Source organism: Ruminiclostridium herbifermentans (genome assembly GCF_005473905.2).
In the GTDB taxonomy this organism is placed as follows: domain Bacteria; phylum Bacillota; class Clostridia; order Acetivibrionales; family DSM-1351; genus Ruminiclostridium; species Ruminiclostridium herbifermentans.
In genome coordinates this window covers 664,432-688,359 of record NZ_CP061336.1, presented here as the reverse complement: position 1 = coordinate 688,359, position 23,928 = coordinate 664,432, and the positions used below count along the sequence as shown (strand labels likewise).

At 31.3% G+C, this 23,928-nt stretch carries 21 protein-coding genes and 1 tRNA gene; 5 read left to right on the top strand and 17 right to left on the bottom strand.

All coding sequences use genetic code 11. The features are described 5' to 3' along the window. The first annotated feature begins 4 nt into the window (after positions 1 to 4). Both EHE19_RS02945 and EHE19_RS02940 read left to right on the top strand, forming a co-directional pair. Entirely contained in the window at positions 5 to 499 is a 495-nt protein-coding gene (locus EHE19_RS02945) for a DUF4330 domain-containing protein (RefSeq protein WP_137697538.1), read from the top strand. A 13-nt stretch (positions 500 to 512) separates the two neighbouring features. Then, a complete protein-coding gene (locus tag EHE19_RS02940) occupies positions 513 to 2,225 on the top strand; it encodes an O-antigen ligase family protein (protein ID WP_137697537.1) in 1,713 nt (570 codons plus the stop codon). A 310-nt stretch (positions 2,226 to 2,535) separates the two neighbouring features. Here the strand turns inward: EHE19_RS02940 and EHE19_RS02935 are convergent, their stop codons facing one another. The 4 genes from EHE19_RS02935 to EHE19_RS02920 form a co-directional block, all read right to left on the bottom strand. After that, positions 2,536 to 3,021: a hypothetical protein gene (locus EHE19_RS02935; RefSeq protein WP_137697646.1), complete on the bottom strand. Its 486-nt coding sequence runs from the start codon at positions 3,019 to 3,021 to the stop codon at positions 2,536 to 2,538. A 400-nt stretch (positions 3,022 to 3,421) separates the two neighbouring features. Beyond that, on the bottom strand, positions 3,422 to 4,618 hold the full coding sequence (locus tag EHE19_RS02930) for a Coenzyme F420 hydrogenase/dehydrogenase, beta subunit C-terminal domain (protein WP_137697536.1): 1,197 nt from the start codon (positions 4,616 to 4,618) through the stop codon (positions 3,422 to 3,424). Positions 4,619 to 4,638: 20 nt separating this feature from the next. Next, a complete protein-coding gene (locus EHE19_RS02925) occupies positions 4,639 to 5,262 on the bottom strand; it encodes a pentapeptide repeat-containing protein (protein WP_171003565.1) in 624 nt (207 codons plus the stop codon). Positions 5,263 to 5,369: 107 nt separating this feature from the next. Then, entirely contained in the window at positions 5,370 to 6,827 is a 1,458-nt protein-coding gene (locus tag EHE19_RS02920; RefSeq protein ID WP_137697534.1) for a glycosyltransferase family 39 protein, read from the bottom strand. Between the two features lie 310 nt (positions 6,828 to 7,137). On the opposite strand from EHE19_RS02920, the gene nudC reads away from it, so the two are divergent. Continuing rightward, a complete protein-coding gene (nudC, locus tag EHE19_RS02915) occupies positions 7,138 to 7,974 on the top strand; it encodes an NAD(+) diphosphatase (protein ID WP_137697533.1) in 837 nt (278 codons plus the stop codon). Between the two features lie 265 nt (positions 7,975 to 8,239). On the opposite strand, the gene EHE19_RS02910 is transcribed toward nudC, so the two are convergent. The 4 genes from EHE19_RS02910 to spoVB form a co-directional block, all read right to left on the bottom strand. Continuing rightward, the gene (locus EHE19_RS02910) at positions 8,240 to 8,911 is read right to left on the bottom strand and encodes a hypothetical protein (RefSeq protein WP_137697532.1); all 672 of its coding nucleotides are present in this window, start codon (positions 8,909 to 8,911) and stop codon (positions 8,240 to 8,242) included. Between the two features lie 20 nt (positions 8,912 to 8,931). Continuing rightward, positions 8,932 to 9,486, bottom strand: a complete 555-nt coding sequence (locus tag EHE19_RS02905) for a zinc metalloprotease (protein WP_137697531.1) — start codon at positions 9,484 to 9,486, stop codon at positions 8,932 to 8,934. Positions 9,487 to 10,323: 837 nt separating this feature from the next. Next, the gene (locus tag EHE19_RS02900; protein WP_137697530.1) at positions 10,324 to 10,761 is read right to left on the bottom strand and encodes an Hsp20/alpha crystallin family protein; all 438 of its coding nucleotides are present in this window, start codon (positions 10,759 to 10,761) and stop codon (positions 10,324 to 10,326) included. Positions 10,762 to 10,939: 178 nt separating this feature from the next. After that, entirely contained in the window at positions 10,940 to 12,508 is a 1,569-nt protein-coding gene (spoVB, locus tag EHE19_RS02895; protein WP_137697529.1) for a stage V sporulation protein B, read from the bottom strand. A 525-nt stretch (positions 12,509 to 13,033) separates the two neighbouring features. Between spoVB and EHE19_RS02890 the strand changes: the two genes are divergently transcribed. Together EHE19_RS02890 and EHE19_RS02885 are read left to right on the top strand one after the other, a co-directional pair. Further along, positions 13,034 to 13,915, top strand: coding sequence for a C40 family peptidase (locus EHE19_RS02890; protein ID WP_137697528.1), 882 nt, complete (start codon positions 13,034 to 13,036; stop codon positions 13,913 to 13,915). 320 nt (positions 13,916 to 14,235) lie between these two features. After that, on the top strand, positions 14,236 to 14,970 hold the full coding sequence (locus EHE19_RS02885) for an N-acetylmuramoyl-L-alanine amidase family protein (RefSeq protein ID WP_137697527.1): 735 nt from the start codon (positions 14,236 to 14,238) through the stop codon (positions 14,968 to 14,970). Here the strand turns inward: EHE19_RS02885 and dusB are convergent. From dusB to EHE19_RS02840, 9 genes are all read right to left on the bottom strand, one after another. Further along, complete coding sequence (gene dusB, locus EHE19_RS02880; protein WP_137697526.1) at positions 14,927 to 15,898, bottom strand: tRNA dihydrouridine synthase DusB; 972 nt, start codon at positions 15,896 to 15,898, stop codon at positions 14,927 to 14,929. The genes EHE19_RS02885 and dusB overlap by 44 nt on opposite strands. A gap of 451 nt (positions 15,899 to 16,349) precedes the next feature. Further along, on the bottom strand, positions 16,350 to 17,150 hold the full coding sequence (locus EHE19_RS02875) for a carboxymuconolactone decarboxylase family protein (protein ID WP_137697525.1): 801 nt from the start codon (positions 17,148 to 17,150) through the stop codon (positions 16,350 to 16,352). A 548-nt stretch (positions 17,151 to 17,698) separates the two neighbouring features. Then, positions 17,699 to 18,613, bottom strand: coding sequence for a helix-turn-helix domain-containing protein (locus EHE19_RS02870; RefSeq protein WP_137697524.1), 915 nt, complete (start codon positions 18,611 to 18,613; stop codon positions 17,699 to 17,701). A 169-nt stretch (positions 18,614 to 18,782) separates the two neighbouring features. After that, positions 18,783 to 18,851 (bottom strand) — tRNA-Arg (locus EHE19_RS02865). A 205-nt stretch (positions 18,852 to 19,056) separates the two neighbouring features. Further along, on the bottom strand, positions 19,057 to 19,530 hold the full coding sequence (locus EHE19_RS02860; protein WP_137697523.1) for a hypothetical protein: 474 nt from the start codon (positions 19,528 to 19,530) through the stop codon (positions 19,057 to 19,059). 72 nt (positions 19,531 to 19,602) lie between these two features. Continuing rightward, positions 19,603 to 19,968 carry a leucine-rich repeat domain-containing protein gene (locus tag EHE19_RS02855; protein WP_137697522.1) on the bottom strand — a complete coding sequence of 122 codons (366 nt, stop codon included), beginning with the start codon at positions 19,966 to 19,968 and terminating at the stop codon, positions 19,603 to 19,605. After that, positions 19,937 to 20,251 (bottom strand): stalk domain-containing protein, encoded by a 315-nt coding sequence (locus EHE19_RS02850; protein WP_171003564.1) that lies wholly within the window; start codon positions 20,249 to 20,251, stop codon positions 19,937 to 19,939. Before EHE19_RS02850 ends, EHE19_RS02855 begins: the two co-directional genes overlap by 32 nt. Positions 20,252 to 20,464: 213 nt before the next feature. Further along, positions 20,465 to 21,115 carry a recombinase family protein gene (locus EHE19_RS02845; RefSeq protein ID WP_137697520.1) on the bottom strand — a complete coding sequence of 217 codons (651 nt, stop codon included), beginning with the start codon at positions 21,113 to 21,115 and terminating at the stop codon, positions 20,465 to 20,467. A gap of 621 nt (positions 21,116 to 21,736) precedes the next feature. Beyond that, a complete protein-coding gene (locus tag EHE19_RS02840) occupies positions 21,737 to 23,536 on the bottom strand; it encodes an AIPR family protein (protein ID WP_137697519.1) in 1,800 nt (599 codons plus the stop codon). Between the last annotated feature and the right edge of the window lie 392 nt (positions 23,537 to 23,928).

Below are 23,928 nucleotides of genomic sequence, written 5' to 3'. Positions count from 1 at the left end.
TAGTATGAAGATAGTAAATGAAAAAGGCAAGTTATTTGGATTAATTAATATTATTGATTTTAGCATTATTGTTCTAGTATTGTTAGTTGGTGTAGTAGTCTTTTTTAAGACAATTGGTACAGACGTTAGTCCTATTGCAACTGGAGAAAATCAGCAAAATATAACTGTTACTTATAGATGTACAGTAAGAAATACTGATCAAATAAAAGCTCTAAAAGAGGGTGACCAGCTTATTTCACTTTTAAATCCTGCAGACGCATATATCAAGTCCATATCCTATACAGACCTACAAGTACCAATAAGTACAGCTGATGGAAAAGCAGTATATGCTCCTGACCCAATCAGAAAAGAGCTCACAGTTAAATTTACAATGAAAACTAAACCTGGTAACGGAAAAATTACATTAGATAGTCAGGATGTTGCAGTAGGTAAAGTATTTACATTAAAAACTCGTACCTTTGAAACACAGGGAACTATAGAAGCCATCGAGTTTAATTAGGAGGAATCTTTAAGTGTGGAAATATATATCTAATAGCCTGCTTTATAGCCTTCTGATATATATTTATAAGTTATTCTCTAATGCTTTTCGTAATAGCTTAATAAATAAAATATTGCTAAAAATATCAGAATGGAACCAAAGCAGTCTAACTTATAAAATTGTACAGGATTACACTGCACGTACTCCAAAATATGTATACTCATTAACATATAGGTTCTTGGCGTTTTGCGGAAATAAGCTGGATTATATTGCAGAAAATATTAATTCTGCATACTCACGCGCATACAAAAATAGCCTTCTTTATAAATTAATTAAAGGCACATTGAATTTAGGCGAAAAGTGTTTTGGTAAGTGGTATAGAGTTGCTTTCTTTATTATTATTGCCATTATTCTTTGTTTAGCTGGCTGCTTCTTGCCTAAAATTGCTGTAGTAGGAATTATAGGTGTTTTAGCCACAATATTTATATTGCGTGATTTTGAAAGAGCAGCTTACCTAGTAGGTTTATATCCTATATTATACTTTATAGCTGTTGAAACTAATATAGGTTCACTAGCATCTACTTGGGATGAACTTCTAATTATTTTCTGTATCGGAGTATGGTTTTATAGATGGATAGTGGACAGAAGAGATTTCTCCTTTAATTGGTCACCTGTTGATTTTCCATTATTTCAATTCTTCTTTGTGGCAATAGTTCTGTTTGTTGTAGCGTCCTTTGATTCACTTGGTTTTGATGGATTAAGGTCAAATATAGAGTACTTAATGTTCTTCTTTATTGTTGTTAAGCTGCTTAGAAGTGAAAATGGTGCTAAAAACTTAGTAAAGATAATGATTTTTACAGGTATTTTTATGTCTGTAATTGGTATATATCAGTATATTGCTAAAGTTGAGACTCCTGCATATTGGACTGACAAGGTGGAGGCTACTTCTGGCCCTAGAGTTTTCTCAATTGTAGGAAGTCCAAATGTTCTTGGCTGCTTATTAGCTATGCTAATACCTCTGGCGATATCACTGGTTTTTTCAGAAAAACATATTTTGAAAAAACTTTTATACACCTTCGCTACTGGTTTGATGGGAGTTTGCTTAATTCTTACTGGTTCACGTTCTTCCTGGATAGCACTTGGGCTTGCACTGATTATTTATGCAATTCTAAGTAAAAAATACAAGTTAATTATTGGGTTAGTAGTTGTAGCAGCTCTCGCTTATAGCTTTGTTCCAACAGTTCAGAGCAGGATTAGTTACTTGCTACATCCGGAATATATTGCAAGCAGCTTCAGAGGCGGAAGATTCTCAAAATGGCCAAAAGCCTTGGAAATGTTCTATAACAATCCTATATTTGGAACAGGCTTTGGAAAATTTGGTGGTGCCGTAGCAACAAATAATAAGGTTAAAGGCGCCTTCTATGTTGATAATTATTATCTTAAGGCAGCTGTAGAAATGGGCATATTTGGTTTCATTTCATTTTTAATAGCTTTATATAATGGGGTGGTTTGGCCTCTAAGAGCAATTAGAAAAGTTGAAGATAATGTTTCTAAAGGAATTGTTCAAAGTGGATTCGGAGCTATGGTAGGTATTCTATTTACTAATATAGTACTTAATAACTTTGATGCACCTTCTGTAACCACATACTTCTGGACAATATCAGCAATTTGCGTTTATCTAGGATTTATTAGGAAAGGTCCTACTAATGTACTTACAAAAATTATTGCTAAAAATGAGAGTATTTAATTTAGTACTTATTTAATTTTATAACCTCAAATAAGCTTTTAGCCTTCTTATTATTTTAATTGCAGTTAGCAAGCCTGCAAATAATTTAATAAGGAGGCTTTTTATTGAGGCTTTTTATTAGGGCTTTTTATTAGGGCTTTTTATTGGGCTTTTTATTGAGGTATTTTATTGAGGTATTTTATTAAGGCTTTTTATTTTCTACTCAGATATAAGCTGTTAGAAACACATTTAGAACGTGTGATATTGGTACACAAAAAACTCCTTAGATAATACCATTCTCAGTACTATCTAAGGAGTTTTTAATTCAATGTTATTTGTTTTCTACCCCATGATCTTTTTTCAAAGTTTCTAAGTCTGCTAAAAACTCTTTTGATACCTTATCAGCCTCATTTAACTTATCAGTTCCAGTTTTAGCTAACTCTCCGTCGCTCTTCTCAGCTGCATCAAGAAGTATGTCAAAAGCTTCTCCTTGTACTGTCGCTGCAGCAATATATTTATCGTGTACTTTTTTCACTTCTTCTGTTGCTGGAACAGTTGCTTTTGCTTTTGCAACCAGTTCTGCAGATGCAGGAATTATCACATCTTTTAATTTAGCTGCAAATGCTGCATCGTCTGCATTACTGTCAGACCTAATCGCATCGTACTCGGTGGTTACTTTTGTTTCCAATGATGCAATTTCTGGTAGCTGATTATTAATGTAATTAATCAAATCATCTTGCACTGGATCAGATCCGCAACCTACTAATGCTGTTACACAAATAAGTAGTGCTGAAATGATTGCTATAATGTTTCTCATTTTTTTCACTTTTATGCTTCCTCCAAATGTCGTTTTTTACATACCCATTACTATTTTTCGCTAAGCATGCTTTATAATTATAGCATAAAAAGTCAATTTAGATTACTTGCTGCATGAAATAATATTTTTTTGTTATAAAATGTAATTATACGACTTTTGAAACTTTAATTGTTTTATAATCAAAACTACTATAGCTAGGGGCATAAACTTAATAGAAAGTAATAATTTCCACGACATCATCTTGTATTCAGACAAATTGGAAGAATACTGTTTTGAGGAACTTCAAACTTAAGCTATAAAAACACCTTGCACTAAACAAAGATATTTTCTCCACTAATTAGTCATAATTAATTAGTATCACTTCAATGTATAATCTTACCTTAGCACAATAACAACTGTATCAATCCACACATTTCAGCACTTTTTTCGCTAAATTTAGTAATCTCGTTTTTTTTAGTATTGCAATTACTACTGATTTTGTTTTCCTTTTAACTAACACAGTCATACTCTCAGAGCAATATTTATCCACTAATTTGTCAAAGGAAAGGTTATCTAAATCTCTGAAAAAACCTTCTCTGTTTGGATTTAAAATAGCAGATCTAAATGCAGCAGGATTATAGGAAACTGCTTTGTTTAAATCAACCTCTTCAAACAAAATGCTATCTTGAAGGCTGTCAAACATAGTTCTTCCTCTTTCGCTATTTATCAGAATAAGTGAAGTACCTTTATCATCATCCATCTTTGGCAACACCTTATTTATACCCCAAAAATCAGCAAGTGTGATATCACTCTTTCTGTGCAATGTCTTAAAGCTACACTTATGGCATGAGGGTCGCAGGCATGTATCCTTTAAAAATGCCTTCATATATAAATCCTTATCCAGGGTTTGAATATACTCATTTCCATTGTCAAATTCTAAAGCCATAGAGAATTTATTCCATCCCTTATTTTTGTGTCTAAAATTTGCTCCCTCTGCCTTAGCACCTTCGCGTTTTTCCTGATATGAAAGGTATTTTTCCCAAACCTTAGGCGATGGTACTCCGTGACAAATAATATCTATACAAAACAAATTGTCATAGTCCTTCTGTAAATAAGCTTTTAAACCTTCTATCTGGCAAGGTGTTCCTGAAAATAATACCTTTCGGCTCTGCTTAAGAAAATGTTCGGCTGTTTTATAAGTTTCTCCAATCTTACTCTGAACATATTTTGAACCACGGAAAGCTTTCAGTTGTTCCTTAGTTTCCACATAGCTGTGCAGTACAGTTAAATCTTTATTTAGGCTAACGCCAAACACAACACCGCCATCATTAATTATCTGCTCTGTAATCAGTGTAAATATACCGCCTGATGAGCTCTCTAATCGAATCTGTTCATTTTTATTGTTACAGGCATAAGCTCGTGGTTCATTATCTACTTTTATATTAGCAAGCACTGGACATATCTTTTCACAAAGTCCGCAATCAACACATCTATCTAAGTCTACTTTAGGATATAAAAAACCTTCTTTATCAGCCTCCATAATAATGCATTGCTTAGGACAGATATTTGAACAGGCATGACAGCCAGTGCAGTTCTGTTTTTCTGTAATTTTAATCATTAAATCTCCTCTTCTATAGTTCACACAATTTTAATTCCAAGAATTGAAGCTAAGCAACTAGCTTGATAACTATTTACCTTCATTCCCTTCAAGCTTTGTAAATCTATGTTGATACCTTCTATATTACAATTACTAAAGTCTACATCATTCAGATTCGTTTTGATAAAGTCGCAACTATTGAAATTGACTTCTTCAACCTCTATATTTTTAGTGTTATTTTCCATTAATCTACCCTCACTAAAATCAGAATTCTTCACTTTAATATTGCGAATTTTGCTGCCATTTATATTTATATATCTTCCATTAATCTTTTCAAATAATATACTTTCCAAAAAACATTCACTAAAAACAGTTCCCATTAATTTGCAATTAATGAATTCGCATCTTTTCAATGATATCTTATTGAAGATAAAGTTTGACAAATCACATCTCTCAAAAATGCAATCCCAAATTATCAATTTTTCTGGTTTTATTAGCTTGAAGTCAATTTCAATAAAGTGACAACACTCAAATTCTGCATCCTCAATTTTAATGTCCTTTTCAAGTTTTCCAACAAACTTTTTATTTGTAAATTGATTAGTCAAAGCACATTCTTCAAAAGTTGCTTCTTTTAGTACTTTAATTTTAGGTCTATCTAATTTCATAAATATGCCCATGCCAACATTTCTAAAATAATATTAAGGAAATGGATTAGCCTCGGTATCTCCTTTTCTATATTTTAATTACCCTTATCACCATACTTACATTTAAATTATATCTTACTGTCTTCGGTAAGAAAACTCGACCCAAATAAAATCAATATTGGTATAACAGGCATATGATATCTTGCCTGTACTTCAAGGAATGTATAGGATACTAGTATCCCGCCAAATATCATCAATAAAACAAGTGCATCATACCGTTTTTCTCTAAGGGTATAGAAGCATGCACATAAAGCCATTAAGATGACCAAAGTATAGAAGAACTGAGCCATACCATAAAAAGCTCTTGGATGAGATTTTATTATTCTTTCAGCTTGGGAGTTTTGTGCCGCAACCATACTCCAATAGTACCCGTAATTTTCATTTCCCCAAAGAATCTGATATTTTTTCTTTGCTAAGTTCCATAGATGCTTGGGGTCGCCCTTCAATCTCTCTATGGCTATTTGTTTTGCCTCTTTATGAACCTTTTCAAAATCATAATTATTCTTTTCAATTATTCCAAAGTCTTCTGTATTAAAGGTTCCATTGGATTTGATATTAGTTCCTATCATCAAGTTAAATCCACCGTTTGATTTTGTTATATCAACTCCTGTGGCATTTTGAATAGGTATATTTACTAAATTAATCAATCCAAAATAACAGATAACTACCAACACAATAGATTTAAGCTTCAAGCCTGCATTATCAATTGAATTTGCCCGGTATTTATTATATAGTAATACAAACACTGCAAATACAGGCAGCAAAAGCATTGCCATAGGTCTTACCAACTGTGCGCAGGCTGTAAGCACACCAATTCCAATTAAAATCAAATTACCATTTATCATTTCATAATTTTTATAGGTATACTTCTTTATAAATTTTAAAATCAGCAGTACTGAAGCAATAAACAATATTAAGAATAAATGCTCAGATGCAATTACAGAGGTATACATTATTTGAGCCGGCCAAAGTGCAGTCATTAGAGCTGCTACTCTTCCTGCCTTTTCTCCGTAAAGCATTTTTCCACCTGTATAAATTAGTATTACAAGAATTACAGAGGCAGCTACATTAAACAATTTAGCAACCATCAAGCCTGTCCCAAAAATATAATATAGTCCTGCCAATACCATACCAAAGCCTATTTTAAAAGGAAATACAGCATAGAAATCAACAAAGCCTTTGAAATCGCCTTGGCTTGCATTTATTCCGTAGTTATGTAAATGCAGAAAATCTGAAAATGGCTGAGTTTGAACAAAATACACCCATATAAATCTTGGAACTAATGCAATAATTATCAGCAATGTAATAAAAACCTTAGTGTTTATCTTGGTAACTATATTTACTTTATACAATATAAATATAGCTGCTATAGATAAAATCACATATATATACCCCATATAAAAAGGCATTTTAACAACAGATGGGCCTAAATTTCGAATAACACATATGCTAATTAGTATAAGCAGCGCAATAGCACCCCAAACTATTGCATAAAAAATAAAATCTTTAAATTTTAACTTATTCAATTTAATAGTTCCTTTCGATTATAAAATATTCAAAACTTCCATAATATACACTGTCAAAAAGTTTGATTTTTGAGTTATCGCTAAAATGCAACTTAATTTTATTTCACTCTTCATAATTGAAAACTATAGGTGTGGAGACATACCAGTTCCTAAAAATATATTAACATATATATGATAATCATTGAATTTGATTTTTAAAATTACATATGATATTCTAAGAAAAAGTTTGCGCCAGACAATTGTTTATGTCTTTTTAATAAATATTTAAATCAATATATTCTAAAATATTTGTATATAAAGGTAGAATAAAATGTATAGAGAAAGTATTTATAAATGCTACGAACCAGCTGTAACACCTCAAAATGTAAATGATAACGAAAAATATTGGTTTGCCTTTTGTGAAAATAAAATGCTTATTAAGGTTGAAAACAACAACTACAGCATTCCTTATTTGAACAATTTACAGCAGATTAACATTTCACCTGTCAGAACCCAGTATCTAGGGCTTTATAAAGGCTGTCCGTGTTATTCTGCAGAAATTGCCTCAGAAGAATATATTCCTGTTGGGATGGAATTTATAGCATTGAGAGCGCTATTTGAATTAATAGACATGGACTTATTTCTTTTAGCGGGCAAAGCATATCAGATAGTACTTTGGGATCAATCTAATCAGTTTTGCGGCAGATGTGGCAGTCCTACAATAGAACCACCTGACGAAAGAGCAAAAAAATGCCCTAAATGCGGTTTGATTAAGTATCCTCAGATTTGTCCAGCTGTAATAACAGCAGTTTTTAAGGATAACAAGATACTTCTAGCACATGCCAAAGCTTTTAAAAACAACATACACGGACTTATCTCAGGCTTCTTAGAACCAGGCGAAACTCTTGAGGAGTGTGTTCAAAGAGAACTTATGGAAGAAGTGGGCATCAAGGTTAAAAACATAACATATTTCGGAAGCCAGCCCTGGCCGTATCCAAACTCTTTAATGGTAGGCTTCACTGCTGAGTATGAAAGCGGTGAAATTTCTGTGGACGGTACTGAAATCGAAAAAGCCGATTGGTTCAGCCCCGACAACCTTCCTGAACTGCCCTCACAAGTAAGTATAGCAAGGCAAATAATTGACTGGTATACTCAGAAAGGCTTATAAATTATTAATGAGACGGGTACGTTTAGGATTTTGTGTAAATATGGTTACCAATAATTTAGCATAAACCACTTGATAACCAATGAATTAAAAAACACAAATTTGTCAAGGTCGGATTTTATCCGTTATATATAACCTTGATGGATTTGTGTTTTTTGATACTATAAAAAAGTGGGTTATGTTAATCAAACACAAGAAATGAAACGTTCTCAATGAGACAGACTTTTAATTTCATTTGTCTGTCTCATTATTTCTTTATTATTTGTGCTTATTTAGTATCCTTGTCAGCTCTAGCCTTCAAAGCCTCTACTCTTTCTTTTAATGCTTTAACTGCTAAATCCTCTGATATATCGTCCTTTATAAACTGTACTTTGTTTCTTGCTTTTATTTTACCGTCTTTTAACAACATATCTCCCTGCTGTGGGTTAATAGTATCGCAAGGACTATCTTCATAGCTTTGCAAAAAGAAAATATGTCTTTCTCCTTCTTGATAATATTGTATACCCTCCATACTATATTCTCCATCCTTATATGCTCCTCCATACTGCTTAATCTTAATTATGTCGTCTGGAGAATACTTTCCTTTTATAACTTTACTTACCTTGACTTCCGAAACCGTATATATATGACTTATCGGTTCTTTTTCCCCAGTTATCGTATTTATAGTCTCCCCTGTTACCAATTCTTCCGGCTCATTAACTTTTATAACCTCGCCTATTACTACTGTATCTGCCATTTCATCTGCTTGATCGTAATTTTTAAAATACATATACGAAGCTGATGCACTACCAAACGTGGATGCATTTACGGATAAGTCACTAAATGAGATATTACTATTTAAAACTTCTACAGGCGTTCTATTTATAAAAAAAACTGTTAAAATAACCAATCCCAAAGATAGTGCACTAATTAAAAGCTTTTTATTTTTTAAATTTTCCATATTTTTCTCCTTTTTATTGGCTACCAATTGGGCCACAAGTAATTAACTGCATTTTTATCATATGTTTGTGGCGTTTCTTCTGCCAAACCTGAAGAACGCATTATAGTTCTCCCCGGATCTGTTTCATTGTCATTATGTCCAAGACCAAGTGCATGCCCAAGTTCATGACAAGCTGTTCTTTGTATTAGACTATTAGAAAGTGTCCGTGTATTTAATATTATTCTAAATCTAGATGTAAAATATGTTCTGGTTTGAGCGTTGGCCGTATTATAATCTATAGGTTCATGTAAACCAAACCAACTGGCAGATTCTGAACTCTGTATTATTTTATTAGGACTTGATGTGCTAGTGGATATACTCCGACTAGTTAGTCCGCAAGCATTCCATGAATTCACCGCACTTTGCGTATAGCTGAAATAAAATCCCGTTAAATATGTACTGGTATCTACATCAACTATAGCACAATTATACCCATATGGGTTTGAAACATATGTAACAGCAAATACATTTGACGTTACAGTTGTAATAACAAGGGCACAAATAACGGCAAATAAAACTAAATTTGTTTTTTTCATTTAAATATATTCTCCTTAACTCTTTATTAATGTACTTCTTACTTCTTAAAGACAATTACGGTTAAACCTCCACCTTACATATAAATTTACTTTTATATACCACTTAATTTTAGGCTGAAAATTCTACTATATTATTACCAATTTGTATATTCAAGAAATATACTGTAGAAGGTTTAGACAATAATAATTGGCTTCTCAAAATCATGTTTTAATGTAATGATTTTATATAATATTTGTATTAAACCATATATAAATCACCTCAAATATATTATTTATTATGTTAAACCTTACCATATTAGATTGTTTTTTTCAATAGTAAATTTTTATTCCTTATTTAACAGGTATTTTACATAAATTTAATCATATTTGTAATCATATATCACAATAGCAAATATAAGTTTTGATTCATAGTTAAGGAATTAATAGAAGTACAATTTGATTGTCTAGTTTTATTTATAACTTCCTTAGCCATTGAGTAATCCCTATAATATAAAAATCTATGGCTGTTAATAATATAAATCAAAAAGAGGTACTAAAGCATAGTCTAAACTTTTGCTTTTCATACCTCTCTATCAGTATTATATTTGATTTTTATATATTAAAAGTTCAATTTTAGGGAGTAACACTATCTGCTCAAATTATTATCTACAGGTAACTTCTCTCCTCCTTCCGCACATTTTAATAAGTAGATTTTTTGTCTAATTCTATATCACCTCACTTGCAATTCAATTACTTTTCAAAACTATAAATAATTGAATTTAGGCATAATGTATAGCATCTATTTTGTCTATCCGAGTTAATATAATTTAAATATGCTTGCCTCAAATTGTTCAGCTACTACTGAATCTCAATTCTGCTGCTCAGCTTTTTAGCTTCGCTCTTAGGTAAAATAATTGTCAAAATCCCATTTTCGTATTTTGCTGAGACATCTTCAGCTTTTACATTCTGAACACAAAAGCTTCTGCTAGTTGAGCCGTATCTTCTTTCCCTTCTAATATAGTTATTCTTCTCTTCCTTTGACTCTTCAGTCTTTTCTACCGAAATTGTAAGCCTGTCATTCTTTAAATCTAATTTAATATCTTCCTTATTTACACCAGGGATTTCTGCATCAATTACAAATTCATTTTCATTCTCCTTAATATCTGCTTTTATGGAACTTGCACTTACAATTCCCATAAACGGTTCATTAAAGAAATCATTAAACATATTGTCGATGTCAAACAAACCTGATCTTCCTTGAATATTGTTGTTTCTGAATGGTACTATTCCAAACATATAAAACACCTCCATAAAATTTTATTTATATAATATTTTGTTTTTGATTTTGACTTTCTTTGACCTTATGGCTATATTATAATCACTACTTGGTTAATTCTCAATTTTTGATTTTGACTTTCTTTGACCTCCGCAATAAATAGAAGGCATTTAATTTACATTATCCCTCATTTCCTTATTATTTCTTAAATTTTCTAACTTTTTTGTCGTTCAATCCAAAAAGCTGTAGAACTTCTCTCCAATTTATAACACCAACCAATGCCATTAGAAATACAGCTATTATAATATATGCAGCTATTGCAAAAAGTGTTTGGACCTGCGTATAAAGGTTCATGAAATTGAAAAAGCCATATATGTATTTACTAAAGAAGAATAAAACTACTGTCACTGCTAATGGGAAAACTACCCAATGTCTTAAATCCAATACCATTCCTGTATTTTTAACTATTGTAGCAAAATTTAAAATACATACAACTAAGGAGCTTATAATAATACCAATTATGTATACAGATAGCCCATATTTAGGAATTAGAAAATATACAAACGAAATTCTTATAATAGAACCAATTACCGAATTTAACAACAAAAGTCCCTGCTTACCTAAGCCATTCATTATACCCATCAAAATTTGCTGCAAATAAAGAAATACACAGGTAAATGAAAGCAAAAACAGTGTGCTGCCAACGTTCTGACCAGGATAAATCATATCTGCTATTTTATCTGGATAGCAGGCGAATAGTGCCATAAAAATAAAGCCAAGCACCATAGTTATCTGTATAGACTTTGAAATCCTATAGTTTACTCTATTGAAATTCTTTAAGGATATAGATTCTGAAATAGCTGGCACCAGCGTCGTAGCAAGCGATGTCGTAACAAGTTCCGGAAAAAGCACCAAAGGCATTGCCATACCCATAAGCTTACCATACTGCTCCATACATTGTATATAATCTAGTCCCCCTGCTAACAATCTTCTAGGTATCAATATTACCTCAACTGCCGCCATAACTGATATTATAAATCTGTTAATTGAAATTGGAGCTGCACAGCTAAAAATAGAAATAAATAATTTTCTTTTTCTTATTTTGCCCTTATCAGAATTACTATTTAGGAACGAATATTTTTTATATTTATAACAGAAAGCTAGCACAAGTAAATTTGACACTTCTCCTACTGCCATAGCCAAAGTTGCCAGCGCACATGCGTACTCAAGTCCAGCCTTTAGGAATTTTGATGCAACAGCCATCACTATCAATATTTTTATCAACTGCTCTACTATTTGTGAAATTGCCGTTGGTGAAACATCCTGTATCCCATAAAAATACCCTTTATATGCTGATGCTACTGCTATGAACGGGATGCAAGGAATCATTATCATTACAGAAAAATAAGTTCTACTGTCTTTTAATAATACATTGACAACAAAATCAATATTAATATACATAAAAACTGAAATAAAAGTACTGGCCATTAGCACAAATATTAATCCTACTTTAGAAATTCTTTTTATATTTATTTGATGCCCTTTTGCCATTTCTTCAGCAATTTTTTTTGATACAGCTATAGAAACTCCTGATGTCAAAGTTAAAATAATTAACGTATATATAGGTACTATTAGTTGATAAAGCCCCATTCCTTCTGCCCCAATTATATTTGACAGATAGATTCTATATACAAAGCCAATAACTCTTGATATAAATCCTGCAATCATTAGTATAATAGCACCTGTAATAAATGTTTTTTTTGCCATATCCACCTCTAAATGATGTTTTTTATAAACTAACGCGTTGTGCTAACATTTTATAGTCGTGCAGTTAAAATTAAAGTAATGTCTTACTGATACTCTCGTATCAGTATAAGCAATAAGTAATTAACCTTCAGACTCAGTTCAAAATTAATTAGCACAATAAATTAAATAACTGACAATATCTTAGGACCAACCTAAAACATAGTTGTTCAAGCTTAATATATTTTTAAATACAACAGCCTTAATTTGGGTTACAAATATTTATTCTCTATTATTATTATTGAAGTTTATAACCATTTATGTCTCTATATTTGAAAGGGTTTACCATAAATTACAGGTTGTGCTTTCATACATAGAGGCTTTATAATAGGCCTATCAGCAGCTTTGCGCAAAGCTCTCATAAATGATGGCATAGTAGCAAGACATGGCATTTATCACATGGGTATAAGACCTACATGACTATCAAAAATAACCCTATAATATTTATCTCGTTGATTAATCAGCTATAGGGAAACTAATGGAGGGCAAATGAACAAAAAACTTCTATCAACTACTTTAGCATTATCTATTTGTGCAATAGCAATAGCCCCAATTTATAAGCACTTGGATATTAACGCAAATACAATTAAAAATGTTAGTGCAACAAGTGAATTAAAGCAATTGGAATCAGAAAAGCTATTACTAAAGAAACAATTATTGAATGCTAAAGATAAAGTGATATCTACAGAAAATGATGTTAAAGCAGCAATTGCAGAAGATAAAACAAAAACTCAGACAAAAGCTAATGATAATAAGACTATCGAAAATAAGACAACAGACAATAAATCAAGTTTAAATACAAAAACATCTAATACAACTACTAAAACAACATTAAGTAAACCAAAATCCAAAACCAGCACAAATAAAACTGTCAGTTCGTCAACTAAAACGTCAAAATCAACAACTAGCAAATCAACTTCAAGTACTACATCGAGCAAAACTACTGCTACAACTAATAAAAGTACAACTACAAATAGAGGTACAACATCAACTGCAACTAGTTCTAAGGTAAGCGCTATAATTAGCACTGCGAAAAGCTTTATTGGTGTTCCTTATGTTTGGGGCGGAACTACAGCAAGCGGTTTTGACTGCTCAGGATATATTCAATATGTATTAAGTAAAAATGGCATTTCTGTTCCAAGAACTGCTGCTGAGCAGTATAAGGTTGGAACAAGTGTATCAAAAAGCAATCTTCGTGTGGGTGATTTAGTATTCTTTACCACTTATAAAGAAGGTCCGTCTCATTTAGGTTTTTATTTAGGTGACGGAAATTTCATACATGCTAGTTCTTCAAAAGGAGTTACAATATCAAGCTTGAACAGCAATTATTATTCTAGTCGTTACATTGGCGCAAAGAGAGTAATAAATTAAATTAATCATAAATACGAATTTTCTGCTATATAAAGGCTTTAGAAAAATTTTTCTAAAGCCTTTTTTATTTTCTTGTGTTAAAATATATAATGCTATTTCGCATTAAAAATATAAAAGGATAATTAAAAACACTGCTTAATTACATGATGGACTGTAATAATAGCCATTCAAAGTATTAACAATTTATGCAAACTTCACCCGAATATCAGCATAAGCGGTTATTAGATGATATATAACATTTTAAATTTCAGAAAAATACGTATAAGGTCAATAAGGTTTTATGACGCTATTTTGTGTCAAAAGTTAGCAATGGAGGATATATGAAAAGACCAAGTGAACGTAGTCTTAAAATTTTAATAGCTTTGCTTTCAGTTGCCGTTATTTTGTTATCAATAATCACATTTCTTGCTAAAAACGGCTTTTCTATAAAAAATATTCTTCCTAATTCAATAGCTTCAGAGTTTTCTATGAAGCCCATAGAGCCGCCTCCAGCCGTTATAATAGATGCTGGTCATGGTGGCTGGGAGCCAGGTGCAATTAATGGCTCCATCCAAGAAAAAGATATTACACTGGCTATAGCCTTACAAGTAGAAAAAATTTTAAAAGAAAAAAATATAAGTTACCTTATGATTAGAAATGATGATACTTTTGTAAGCCTAGAAGACAGAATCAAAATAGCAAACGAAAAGGCTTGCAAACTATTTGTCAGTATTCACAACAACTCTTTCAGCGATCCTTCACAAAGAGGTGTTTTAACAACATATAATCCTTATTCAGAAACTGGCGAGGATATAGCAAGAATAATGCAATCACAAATAGGTGACTTATGCGAAAGAAACAGAGACCTTATGCCACGTCCTAATCTATATGTTTTGCGTTATACAAACATGCCCTCTATATTGCTTGAAATTGGCTTCATTTCAAATAAAGAAGACTCAAAGCTATTAACCACTGCCAGTTTCCAAAAAAAATGTGCAAATCAGATAGTCCTTGGAATAGAAGATATTTTAGCTAAGTATTTTCCTGACGAATTAAAAAGTTCTGAAGAACACTAAAAATTTCTTCTTTATCCGTTAGTGTAAAAATCCTTTGTTTAGTATGAGCTGCATCTCTCAAGCCTTTAATATACCAAGCTATATGTGATCTCATTTCAAGTATTCCTGTTCGTTCTCCTTTATGGTCTATCAGCATATTCATGTGCCTGATAATCATTTCTATTTTTTGCTGGGCTGTAGGTAATGGAATAAATTTTCCCTCTTCAAGGTAACTATTAATTTGATTAAATATCCAAGGATTCCCTTGAGCACCTCTGCCTACCATTATTGCATCACAGCCCGTTTCCTCAAATAAACGTTTTGCTTCAAGAGGACCAAACACGTCGCCATTTCCTATTACAGGAATAGAAACTGCTTTCTTTACCTGTTTTATAATATCCCAGTCAGCTTTTCCACTGTAGTATTGTTCACGAGTTCTTCCATGAACTGCAACTGCACAAGCACCATTTTCTTCAGCTATCTGAGCAATTTGCACAGCATTAACAGTCGTATCGTCCCATCCCTTACGTATCTTTACCGTAACTGGTTTCTGAGTAGCACTTGAAACAGCCTTTACAATCCTTGCCACCAACTCTGGCTTTCTCATCAAAGCACTGCCCTCACCGTTTTTTGTTATTTTAGGGGCAGGACAGCCCATATTAATATCAATTATACTAGCATCCGATTTGTCCAGCCTTGCCGCTACCTCTGCTAATATTTCCGGTTCAGAACCAAATATTTGCACAGCACCAGGCTTCTCCTTTTCATCAAGGAGTGTTAATTGAGTACTTTTCTGGTCATTATAGTGCATTCCCTTTGCACTGACCATTTCAGTATAAACAAGACCACAGCCCTGCTCCTTGCATAACACTCTAAACGGCATATCAGTAACCCCTGCCATTGGTGCTAAAAAAACTCTATTTTTTAATTCAACGTTTCCTATTTTCAATGTTTAACATCCTCATTTGTTTATTAGTCATTTTTTAATTTTACCATCTTTTATTGAAAATAGTCCATATTGACTGCTGAAATTTTATCAGAACAAGCACTTACGCCGACCATCCTGCCTAATGTCAATAATCACAGATAATTGCTTTCGCTATATCACCTGCAATAGTTGTTCTTCACCTATTGCTCTAGCATCTATTTCTAACTGAGTTTCAAAATTTTATTATGTTTCTAACTTTTACTATTTCTTGTAACAAGACATCGGTATACAGAAATTGTTGTTTTGCATCAGCATGCGAGAGAGGTATATCCTCTAAGCTGTGTGCATTCCGTATACAGAAAATATTTCTTACAGCAGACCCTTCAATAACAGCTTAAAGCTTGTTGAACAACTTTAATCTTGCATGAATACTGATTTTGTGATTTCATTTACTCGAGTAAGAACGGTTGATTTACCGCTGTTTCCTAGCTTCTAATACCGCCATCAATATATTCATTCCATTTATGGCTGATGGGAAACCAGAAAAGGCGGTCATCAAAAGCATTATTTCTTTTATCTGCTCAGGTGTTACCCCTATATTTAAAGCCATATTAATATGTGTTTTTAGCTGAGACTGAGCAGTACCTAGAGCAGTCATAGCAGAAATAGAAGCAATTTCTCTATATTTTTTGTCTATGTTATTTCTTGCTGTAATATCGGCTTGACCGCAAACCACAAGATTTACCAGTTCCGTTGAAAAGTCATTATATGTTTTTTCTAAAAGTTCTACTTGCCCGCTGTCTAATTCTGACATCACCTGTGAACCTACTTTATACCTATCCATAGGTGATATTTCATTTGTTGGCTCAATGCCAATTTCATCTTCTATGCCTTTGCTCATTCGTTCAGCTAATACGGTTCTTAGTAGGTTCATTGCATTAATACACGCTGGAAAACCAGCAAACGCTGACATTTGAAGCAAAATTTCTTTTATTTCGTTAATGGTACAGCCAACATTAAGCGCTCCATTTAAATGCTGCTTTAGCTGTTCTTGTGCATTCCCAATAGCCGTTAATGCTGCAATTACCGCAATTTCTTTAAATTTTATATCTAAAGCCTCTCTAGTATAGATTTCACCCCATACATACTCAACCATATATTTTTCTAAATCTGGAAATATGGTATTTAAGCTGTTGTTAGCATTGTTTTCTGACTCTCCTAAAACCTCTTGCATTTTTAAATATCCCTTTTCTAGCCTGCTGTTCTCTTCCATGATGTTTACTCCTTCTAGTTAAGCTTACTTAGTTTTTTAAATAATTCTATATAAAAACCCAAATACCTTTTATATCAATTCAATTTTTGTAGTTTTTTGTAATATTTGTATTCTCATAATATATAAGTAAACAAGCTATTAAGTCTAAACTCTTTCTACTGTGAGTGGTATCATTTTTAAGCATTTACATTACCGCTATTAATGCTTTTGATTGACATGCTGGTTAAGGCAGAGACACAGAAGGAGTTCTTTGAGAACCTTTCCAGTGAGCTTATCAAGGAAAAGCAGGGAAAGAATAAGAAAAAGTGGGTTTCTACTTTGGCATAGATGAGTACCTGTTTGAGCAGGTGAATATGAAATTAAAGTATCTCAATATAAGAATAAGCTATTGCTTTCATGCTTAATTTAAAAATTCTTCATAATAAAACACGACTAAACTGCAAAGTTTAATCGTGCTGTTACTTATTTTAAACTATATAAAATCTCTTCTTTTTATATCTACTAACAGCTATCTTATAAATAAAAAGACTCAATGATTAGAAAAATAATTAACGACCTTCATTTATGGCCTCAACAGGACGGGCCTCAATGTACCCTCTATAGCCCATTGGTGCAAGCTGAAATCTTGGTGCAGCTTCTGGTGCCCATTTATAGCCATAAATTGTAGGGTCAAATTTTTCAATATGTTTCCAAACTTCATCGATTGCTTCCATAAAATCATCATCATTATATGCTTCCCCTTGAAAAATCATTAGTTTACAAGGTGGCAATTCTATTAATTCATACCCTTCAGGTATTTTATTTGCATAGTCCAACGGAACTTCGACTCCCTGAACATATTGAGAGGTTCCTTCTTTTATAAGGTTCTTTGGGAGCCACATTCCAATAGGCTCATATAGCGCCTCTTTCACACTTGTTAATACTGACCAAACATCACAGCCTACTTCCTCACAGTATGCGAAGTATTCAGTTGCCTTTATTCCTCTCTTTAACAAAACCTTTCGTGCAGGACGCTCAATTACCTGTACAAATACGGATTTAGTATTATTTTCTTTGCTCATCTCTTTTTCTCCTTTATGAAATACTCGGTAGGTTTCAAAAACTTTACTTGGCATAAACAACTTTATTGGCGGTGTACTTTTACTATACTTACTAGGCGGCATACCAAACTCCTTTGAAAATGCTCTTGTAAAGCCTTCGTGTGAATCAAACACAAAGTCAATTGCTACATCAATAATTTTTTCATTACTATCTCTAAGTAACAATGCCGCTTTAGTAAGTCTTAATGCTCGAATATAATCAAATGGAGCTTTACCAGTAGCCTCTTTAAATAATCTTGCAGCATGCCAAGGTGAATATCCTGCCACATTAGCTAATTCTTTTAAAGTAATTTTTTTCAAAATATTTGCCTCTATATATTCTTGCATTCTTTGCACTGCCATAATTGTTTCAGCCTCATACATTTTCTAACCTCCTGATGTCTTAATTATATTTCATAAGCTTTTTTAATTCTTGACTTCAGTTGCTAATAATATAGTCTGGCGGATTCGTTACTTTAAAGCCACATTATCAAAAAATAAAAAGTGTCAAAACCCTTACGGATACTGGCACTTTCTACTTATTAATCATTTCTGGCGTCCCGGACAGGAATCGAACCCGTATCAGTGGAACCGGAATCCACCGTCTTATCCATTAGACTACAACGCTTGATATTAGTGGCTTACACGAAATCACTTGATTTATAAATCAGTGGACTAACCTTATCTTTTAGGAAGAAAAATTAGTCATATCCACTGATATTATATCACAATTATTCTCACTTAAAACTACCCAAAAAACAATAATGGGTACTTTCAGTAAGGTAGACAAACAAAGATGCCCTCCGTTTCTGAGAAGTCGTAAATGATTATAAAGTAAATATTATATATTTATTTTTTAAATCCAAATCAATGGAATTATTAATATTAAATGTTTTAAGAATAGTTGTTAAAGGGAAGTATGATTGATTAAATAATGTTTTACACCCAGTTTGCCCTTCAGGATTAAACGAATATTGATATTTTTCTTCATGATAATTTATTTCTCCATTATTATAGTAATTTGTAGCATCCAAGTAAACTTTCTTTTGAGTAGTATATTGTTTCTTTAAATCTGTATTTAATACCCCGTCTACAAATGGAGATTCACTTGGTTTTATGCTATAAGCTTTATCAAAGACTCTTAAAATGCTTACGATGCTTCTTAAATATACATTACCTGAATCATCAATAAAACAACTCTGATTATCAGGATTTAACAGATATCTTTTGTTATCAATTATAAAAATCAGTACAAACTTATCGCCTAAATAAAAATATTTATTATTATTGTCAACAATCAAATATGAAGTTCCTTTTAGGTTTGGTTAGCTTTTAAGTGGTGTGATATCAGTGATTTCATTCCCGTAAAAGCTTTATTTTTGCAATTTTTTTAATTGCTTAATTGGCAATAAATCTGATATTTTATTATCATCAAGATATAAATTTGTAAGTTCATTCAAACTACTTAGTGGTGTTATGTCAGAAACATTATTCCCTGAAATATTAATAGTTCGTAATTTTTTTAAATCTTTAAGAATTGTTATGTCTGAAATTTGGCAATTACACAGAAATAATTCCTTCAAATTTTCAAGATACTTTAAATCATCTAAGGATGATACTTTGGTATTAGTTATATAAATACTTGTAACCTTCTGTAAATCAGATTTTAAAATACTTGAATTTTGTTTCTTGAGAATAAGTCGTACATTAGCTTCTATAGCTTTTAAATGTAACAACATCTCTTTGATTCTCAAAATTTGAATTATTAATTATAATGGTATTCTTCTTTTTATCCCAGTTAAAAGCCTTACCTAATGATTCACTAATCTTGTCAGCTCTTACATATACATTATTATTATAAGTTATATTGTCACCGCTTACAGCTTTACCATCAATTTTTACAGTAACTTGATTAAAAACCGCTTTAATAGTTTTTGTTACTCCTGCTGATAAAACAGTAGTACCTAATATTAAACAGCATACTAAAAGACCAGCTATAAACCCTTGTAATCGTTTATTCAATTTTATCCCTCCATGCTAACAATATTTTACTTTATTGTATCGTTGCAATATGGAATTTTCAATATAATGTAAATAATAATGATAATATTTCTAAGTCGCTCATACAGTAACTGTAGTCGATTCCTCAATGTGCAATGATAACATATGTAAATAATTAACTATTCGATATTTGTAAAATACCCCTCTGCCCTTAGACAAACTAAAAAGAAGGGTTTAATTCCCCTTCTCCTCTTCTGCTTCTTTATATATATCAATATATTTATACAATGTTGCTCGACCTATTCCCAGATACTTTGCAAAACCCGTTGCTGTCATATCTCCATACTTGCCATCCTTAAACCTTTTATACTCTTTAATAAAGTTATCTGGTAATTCTGCTTGTGGTCTTCCTAATTTAGTTCCCTTGGCTCTTGCTGCATCTAATCCTTGGTTTATTCTTGCTACTGTTTTTTCTCTCTCCTGTTGGCTCATATGTGCTTTTAAAGTTATTACTATATCAACAACCATATTATATATGCTACTGTCCTGTGCCTTGTTATATTCATTCATATATGGAATATCCAAGGCTATAACTCTAATTCCTTTACTCTTTAAATCCTTTAATTCCGCAATTACATCATCTGCATCCCTGCCTAATCTATCCAAATCGGTGATTATTAAAATATCATCTTGTCGTAATGTCTTAGTCTTTAAGTCTCTATATACTTGTCGGTTCTCTGCTTTAATTGTTCCGCTTATTCGTTCCTCTACAATGTTATCAAAAGTAAATCTATTATCATTTGCATATTGTTCTAGTGTTATTTTCTGCCTGTCTGTAGTCTGTTTTTCCTTCTGAGTACTAATTCTCATATATCCATATATCATAGTATCAATTCCTTTCATTGATTATGATATAATTATAACTGTCTACGAAATCATATTCAACTTTCATAGACAGTTATATAGGTAATTTATGCTCATTTATCAGCAAATATCTGCTATTTTCTTGTAAAATCAACTGTCTATGAAAACATATGATTTATATACACAGATTTTTATATATTTCTTAGCATTAAAAAACTTCTTCAACCTCAAATCTTGGTAAATTCCACTGTGAGAATAATTAAGACTGATTTTTAACATGCTATTAAAATTAATATCAGAAAAACATCTTTTTAAATATAAACACTAAGAAAACAAAACCTGCCATCACTAAACTGATTTTTGCTAACATACTAAAAATATTTAATATAGGAATTAACAGCCAAAATACAATCGCACAAATGATAAAAAATAATACTAATTTTAATAATTTCCCCATAATTAACTCCCTTTTTATTTATTATGCTTCAAATATTCAATCCATAAAAGACTTTACTCAAAAACTAACAATAATAAAATTTATAGTCTTCTACTTTAAATTCTTGTAAGCATCATACATTCAAGATTATTTCAAACATATCTGTAAGCAAATATATACTATTTTAGAACTGTAACATTTTAATTTTACAGATTGAAAATATCCTTTATATCGTCAATTAATGCTATACTGTCTTTTTTATTTAGTCGATTCTCAATTTTAAAATTAATTATTTTAACTATACGTTCACTCTCTATAGTATTTTTCAAAAACTTAGGAAGATTTTCTCCAATAACTTCAATAACTGTAGAATCGTCATATATTTGTTCCATAATATTTTCTATTAGTTTTATTAGTGCTATATTATATTCTGATGAAATAAATAGAGTATCAAAACATTCTATAATTTTCTTTTTATCAGGATAATCTTTTATACTAAATACTTCTTCTTTAAATAAATCTATTTTGTTAAAAATTTTAAGAATTGTTCTAAAATAAAGAGAAATAAATAGCAAATTAGATGCTCTCAACTTATCATCTTTCTTATGTTCTAGTATATTTCTACTGTAATACATTATAGCATATGGGAATAAATAGTATCTTGGGTCTTCAGGAGTAGAATCATTGAATGTATTGTTATAGAACTGACCACCAGGCACATAATCTCCGATACTTTTTGCTTTTGCAGGGTTTAAAAGTATCCCTGAAACATATGCTTGTATTACTTCTTTAGCAATCATAGTACACTTTCTGCTTTTAAAAGATTTATCAAACAAATAATCATATTTGGAATTACCTTTATACTTCTGCTTATCTTCTCTTAAAATTGTAGCATTTCGTTGTATTTCATAGTTAAATCCTAAATAAGCAAATTGTTTTTTTAATTCTTTCTGAAATGATTCAAGTGCAAAAAAATCCTTACCTGTTACAGCATTTTGACTATTAGTATATCTAGTAATATCTGCTCTTTTATTATTTGTATCTCTTATTATTTTTACAAGTATTGTACCTTCTAAGTTGTTTGGTCTTTTTAAAGCTTCCCATTGATTATATATAACACTTGCAGTTTGGCATCCATTAACAATTTGGGGTGTATCAATAGTTAATTGAAAATCATTTTTCAACTCATAATCTTCACACACTATAGTTATTCCATTATTGTAATACCAAAAGTTCTTTGGATTATGAAATGTCTCAGCAATTTTCTTATTAATTTTATTACTTCCAAGAAAATTCCTAATATTCGAATAAAATAAGTATTCTCTATCTTTCTTAACAAACTGAGCTAGATTCTTTAGTGCTACTTCTGCTACTATTGTTGTATGTTCTCTGTTCTCAAAATGATTTTCTATTATAATGCCAGACTTTTTCCCTTTAAACTTTGAAGGAATTGCATTTGCCATCTCATCCTGATACTCAAATATCTGTAAAAGTCCTAATATTCTCATCCTACAACTGATACCACAAATTTCTGGAGATGCCTCATTAAATTTTGAAACTTTATTTTCAAATACATCAACGTCAATAAAATTATTAGTTATGTAGAAAATCTGAATGTCATTTACTTTGTCTCTATCAAATAATAAATCCCTTATTCTTTGAATACTATTATTTTTTAGACAATATTCATCATTTAAGAAAGTCTCCATTTTTGAAATAAATGCATAAACATTATCTTCCGAATGAGATAGCCCATATTTTGCCTGAATTAAATATAAAGTACCACAAAAAATAAAAGCTGCATCAATACCCTTATCATAACTTCCATCCGATATTATTACACCAATACCATTTTCAATATCATCATCCTCCAATTCGCTTTCAGTTTTATCAAAAACATCAAGAAGAATCCATTCTACAAACTTTCTTCCTTTTTCTACCGTATTGGATGTTCCTAATAAATATTCCTCAATTCTTGATACTATTCTATCTAATTTGCTGTCCATAGTAGCAACCTCCAAATGACCTATTTTTTTCTAAATTATACCTTTTTATATTAAATAAATCAAATATATACTAATTTGGTATTCAGCTATATTGACATAACACCTAATTACTAATCGCATAAATATTATTACAGCAATTTATCATCCTCTCTATAAATATAGTACTATCCATATTTCCAGTTTATATAAAACATCAACTATTCATTTTCTTAACAACATTGATATATATTTAGATGATAATTGATAACAACTTTAAATTAGTGCTATTAATTGAATATAGAATTATAGAGAAAATAAATATATCATGTCATAAATGCTTAAATGAGACATAAATATCTTGCAAAATTATCCCATAATGATATAATCTTTTTAGGGAAAATTAAATAGTTGCC

Bases quoted from the DNA above. Each gene is read 5' to 3' on its own strand.
- EHE19_RS02870 (WP_137697524.1), bottom strand. From the start codon at position 18,613: ATGTATGAGGCTGAAACAATTATGGCAGTGCAAAGAATGCAAGAATAT.
- EHE19_RS02840 (WP_137697519.1), bottom strand. From the start codon at position 23,536: ATGGACAGCAAATTAGATAGAATAGTATCAAGAATTGAGGAATATTTA.
- EHE19_RS02845 (WP_137697520.1), bottom strand. From the start codon at position 21,115: ATGATATATGGATATATGAGAATTAGTACTCAGAAGGAAAAACAGACT.
- EHE19_RS02885 (WP_137697527.1), top strand. From the start codon at position 14,236: ATGAAAAGACCAAGTGAACGTAGTCTTAAAATTTTAATAGCTTTGCTT.
- EHE19_RS02935 (WP_137697646.1), bottom strand. From the start codon at position 3,021: ATGAGAAACATTATAGCAATCATTTCAGCACTACTTATTTGTGTAACA.
- EHE19_RS02890 (WP_137697528.1), top strand. From the start codon at position 13,034: ATGAACAAAAAACTTCTATCAACTACTTTAGCATTATCTATTTGTGCA.
- EHE19_RS02855 (WP_137697522.1), bottom strand. From the start codon at position 19,968: ATGTTGTTACATTTAAAAGCTATAGAAGCTAATGTACGACTTATTCTC.
- EHE19_RS02910 (WP_137697532.1), bottom strand. From the start codon at position 8,911: ATGGAAAATTTAAAAAATAAAAAGCTTTTAATTAGTGCACTATCTTTG.
- EHE19_RS02875 (WP_137697525.1), bottom strand. From the start codon at position 17,150: ATGGAAGAGAACAGCAGGCTAGAAAAGGGATATTTAAAAATGCAAGAG.
- EHE19_RS02900 (WP_137697530.1), bottom strand. From the start codon at position 10,761: ATGTTTGGAATAGTACCATTCAGAAACAACAATATTCAAGGAAGATCA.
- EHE19_RS02945 (WP_137697538.1), top strand. From the start codon at position 5: ATGAAGATAGTAAATGAAAAAGGCAAGTTATTTGGATTAATTAATATT.
- EHE19_RS02925 (WP_171003565.1), bottom strand. From the start codon at position 5,262: ATGAAATTAGATAGACCTAAAATTAAAGTACTAAAAGAAGCAACTTTT.
- nudC (WP_137697533.1), top strand. From the start codon at position 7,138: ATGTATAGAGAAAGTATTTATAAATGCTACGAACCAGCTGTAACACCT.
- spoVB (WP_137697529.1), bottom strand. From the start codon at position 12,508: ATGGCAAAAAAAACATTTATTACAGGTGCTATTATACTAATGATTGCA.
- EHE19_RS02905 (WP_137697531.1), bottom strand. From the start codon at position 9,486: ATGAAAAAAACAAATTTAGTTTTATTTGCCGTTATTTGTGCCCTTGTT.
- EHE19_RS02930 (WP_137697536.1), bottom strand. From the start codon at position 4,618: ATGATTAAAATTACAGAAAAACAGAACTGCACTGGCTGTCATGCCTGT.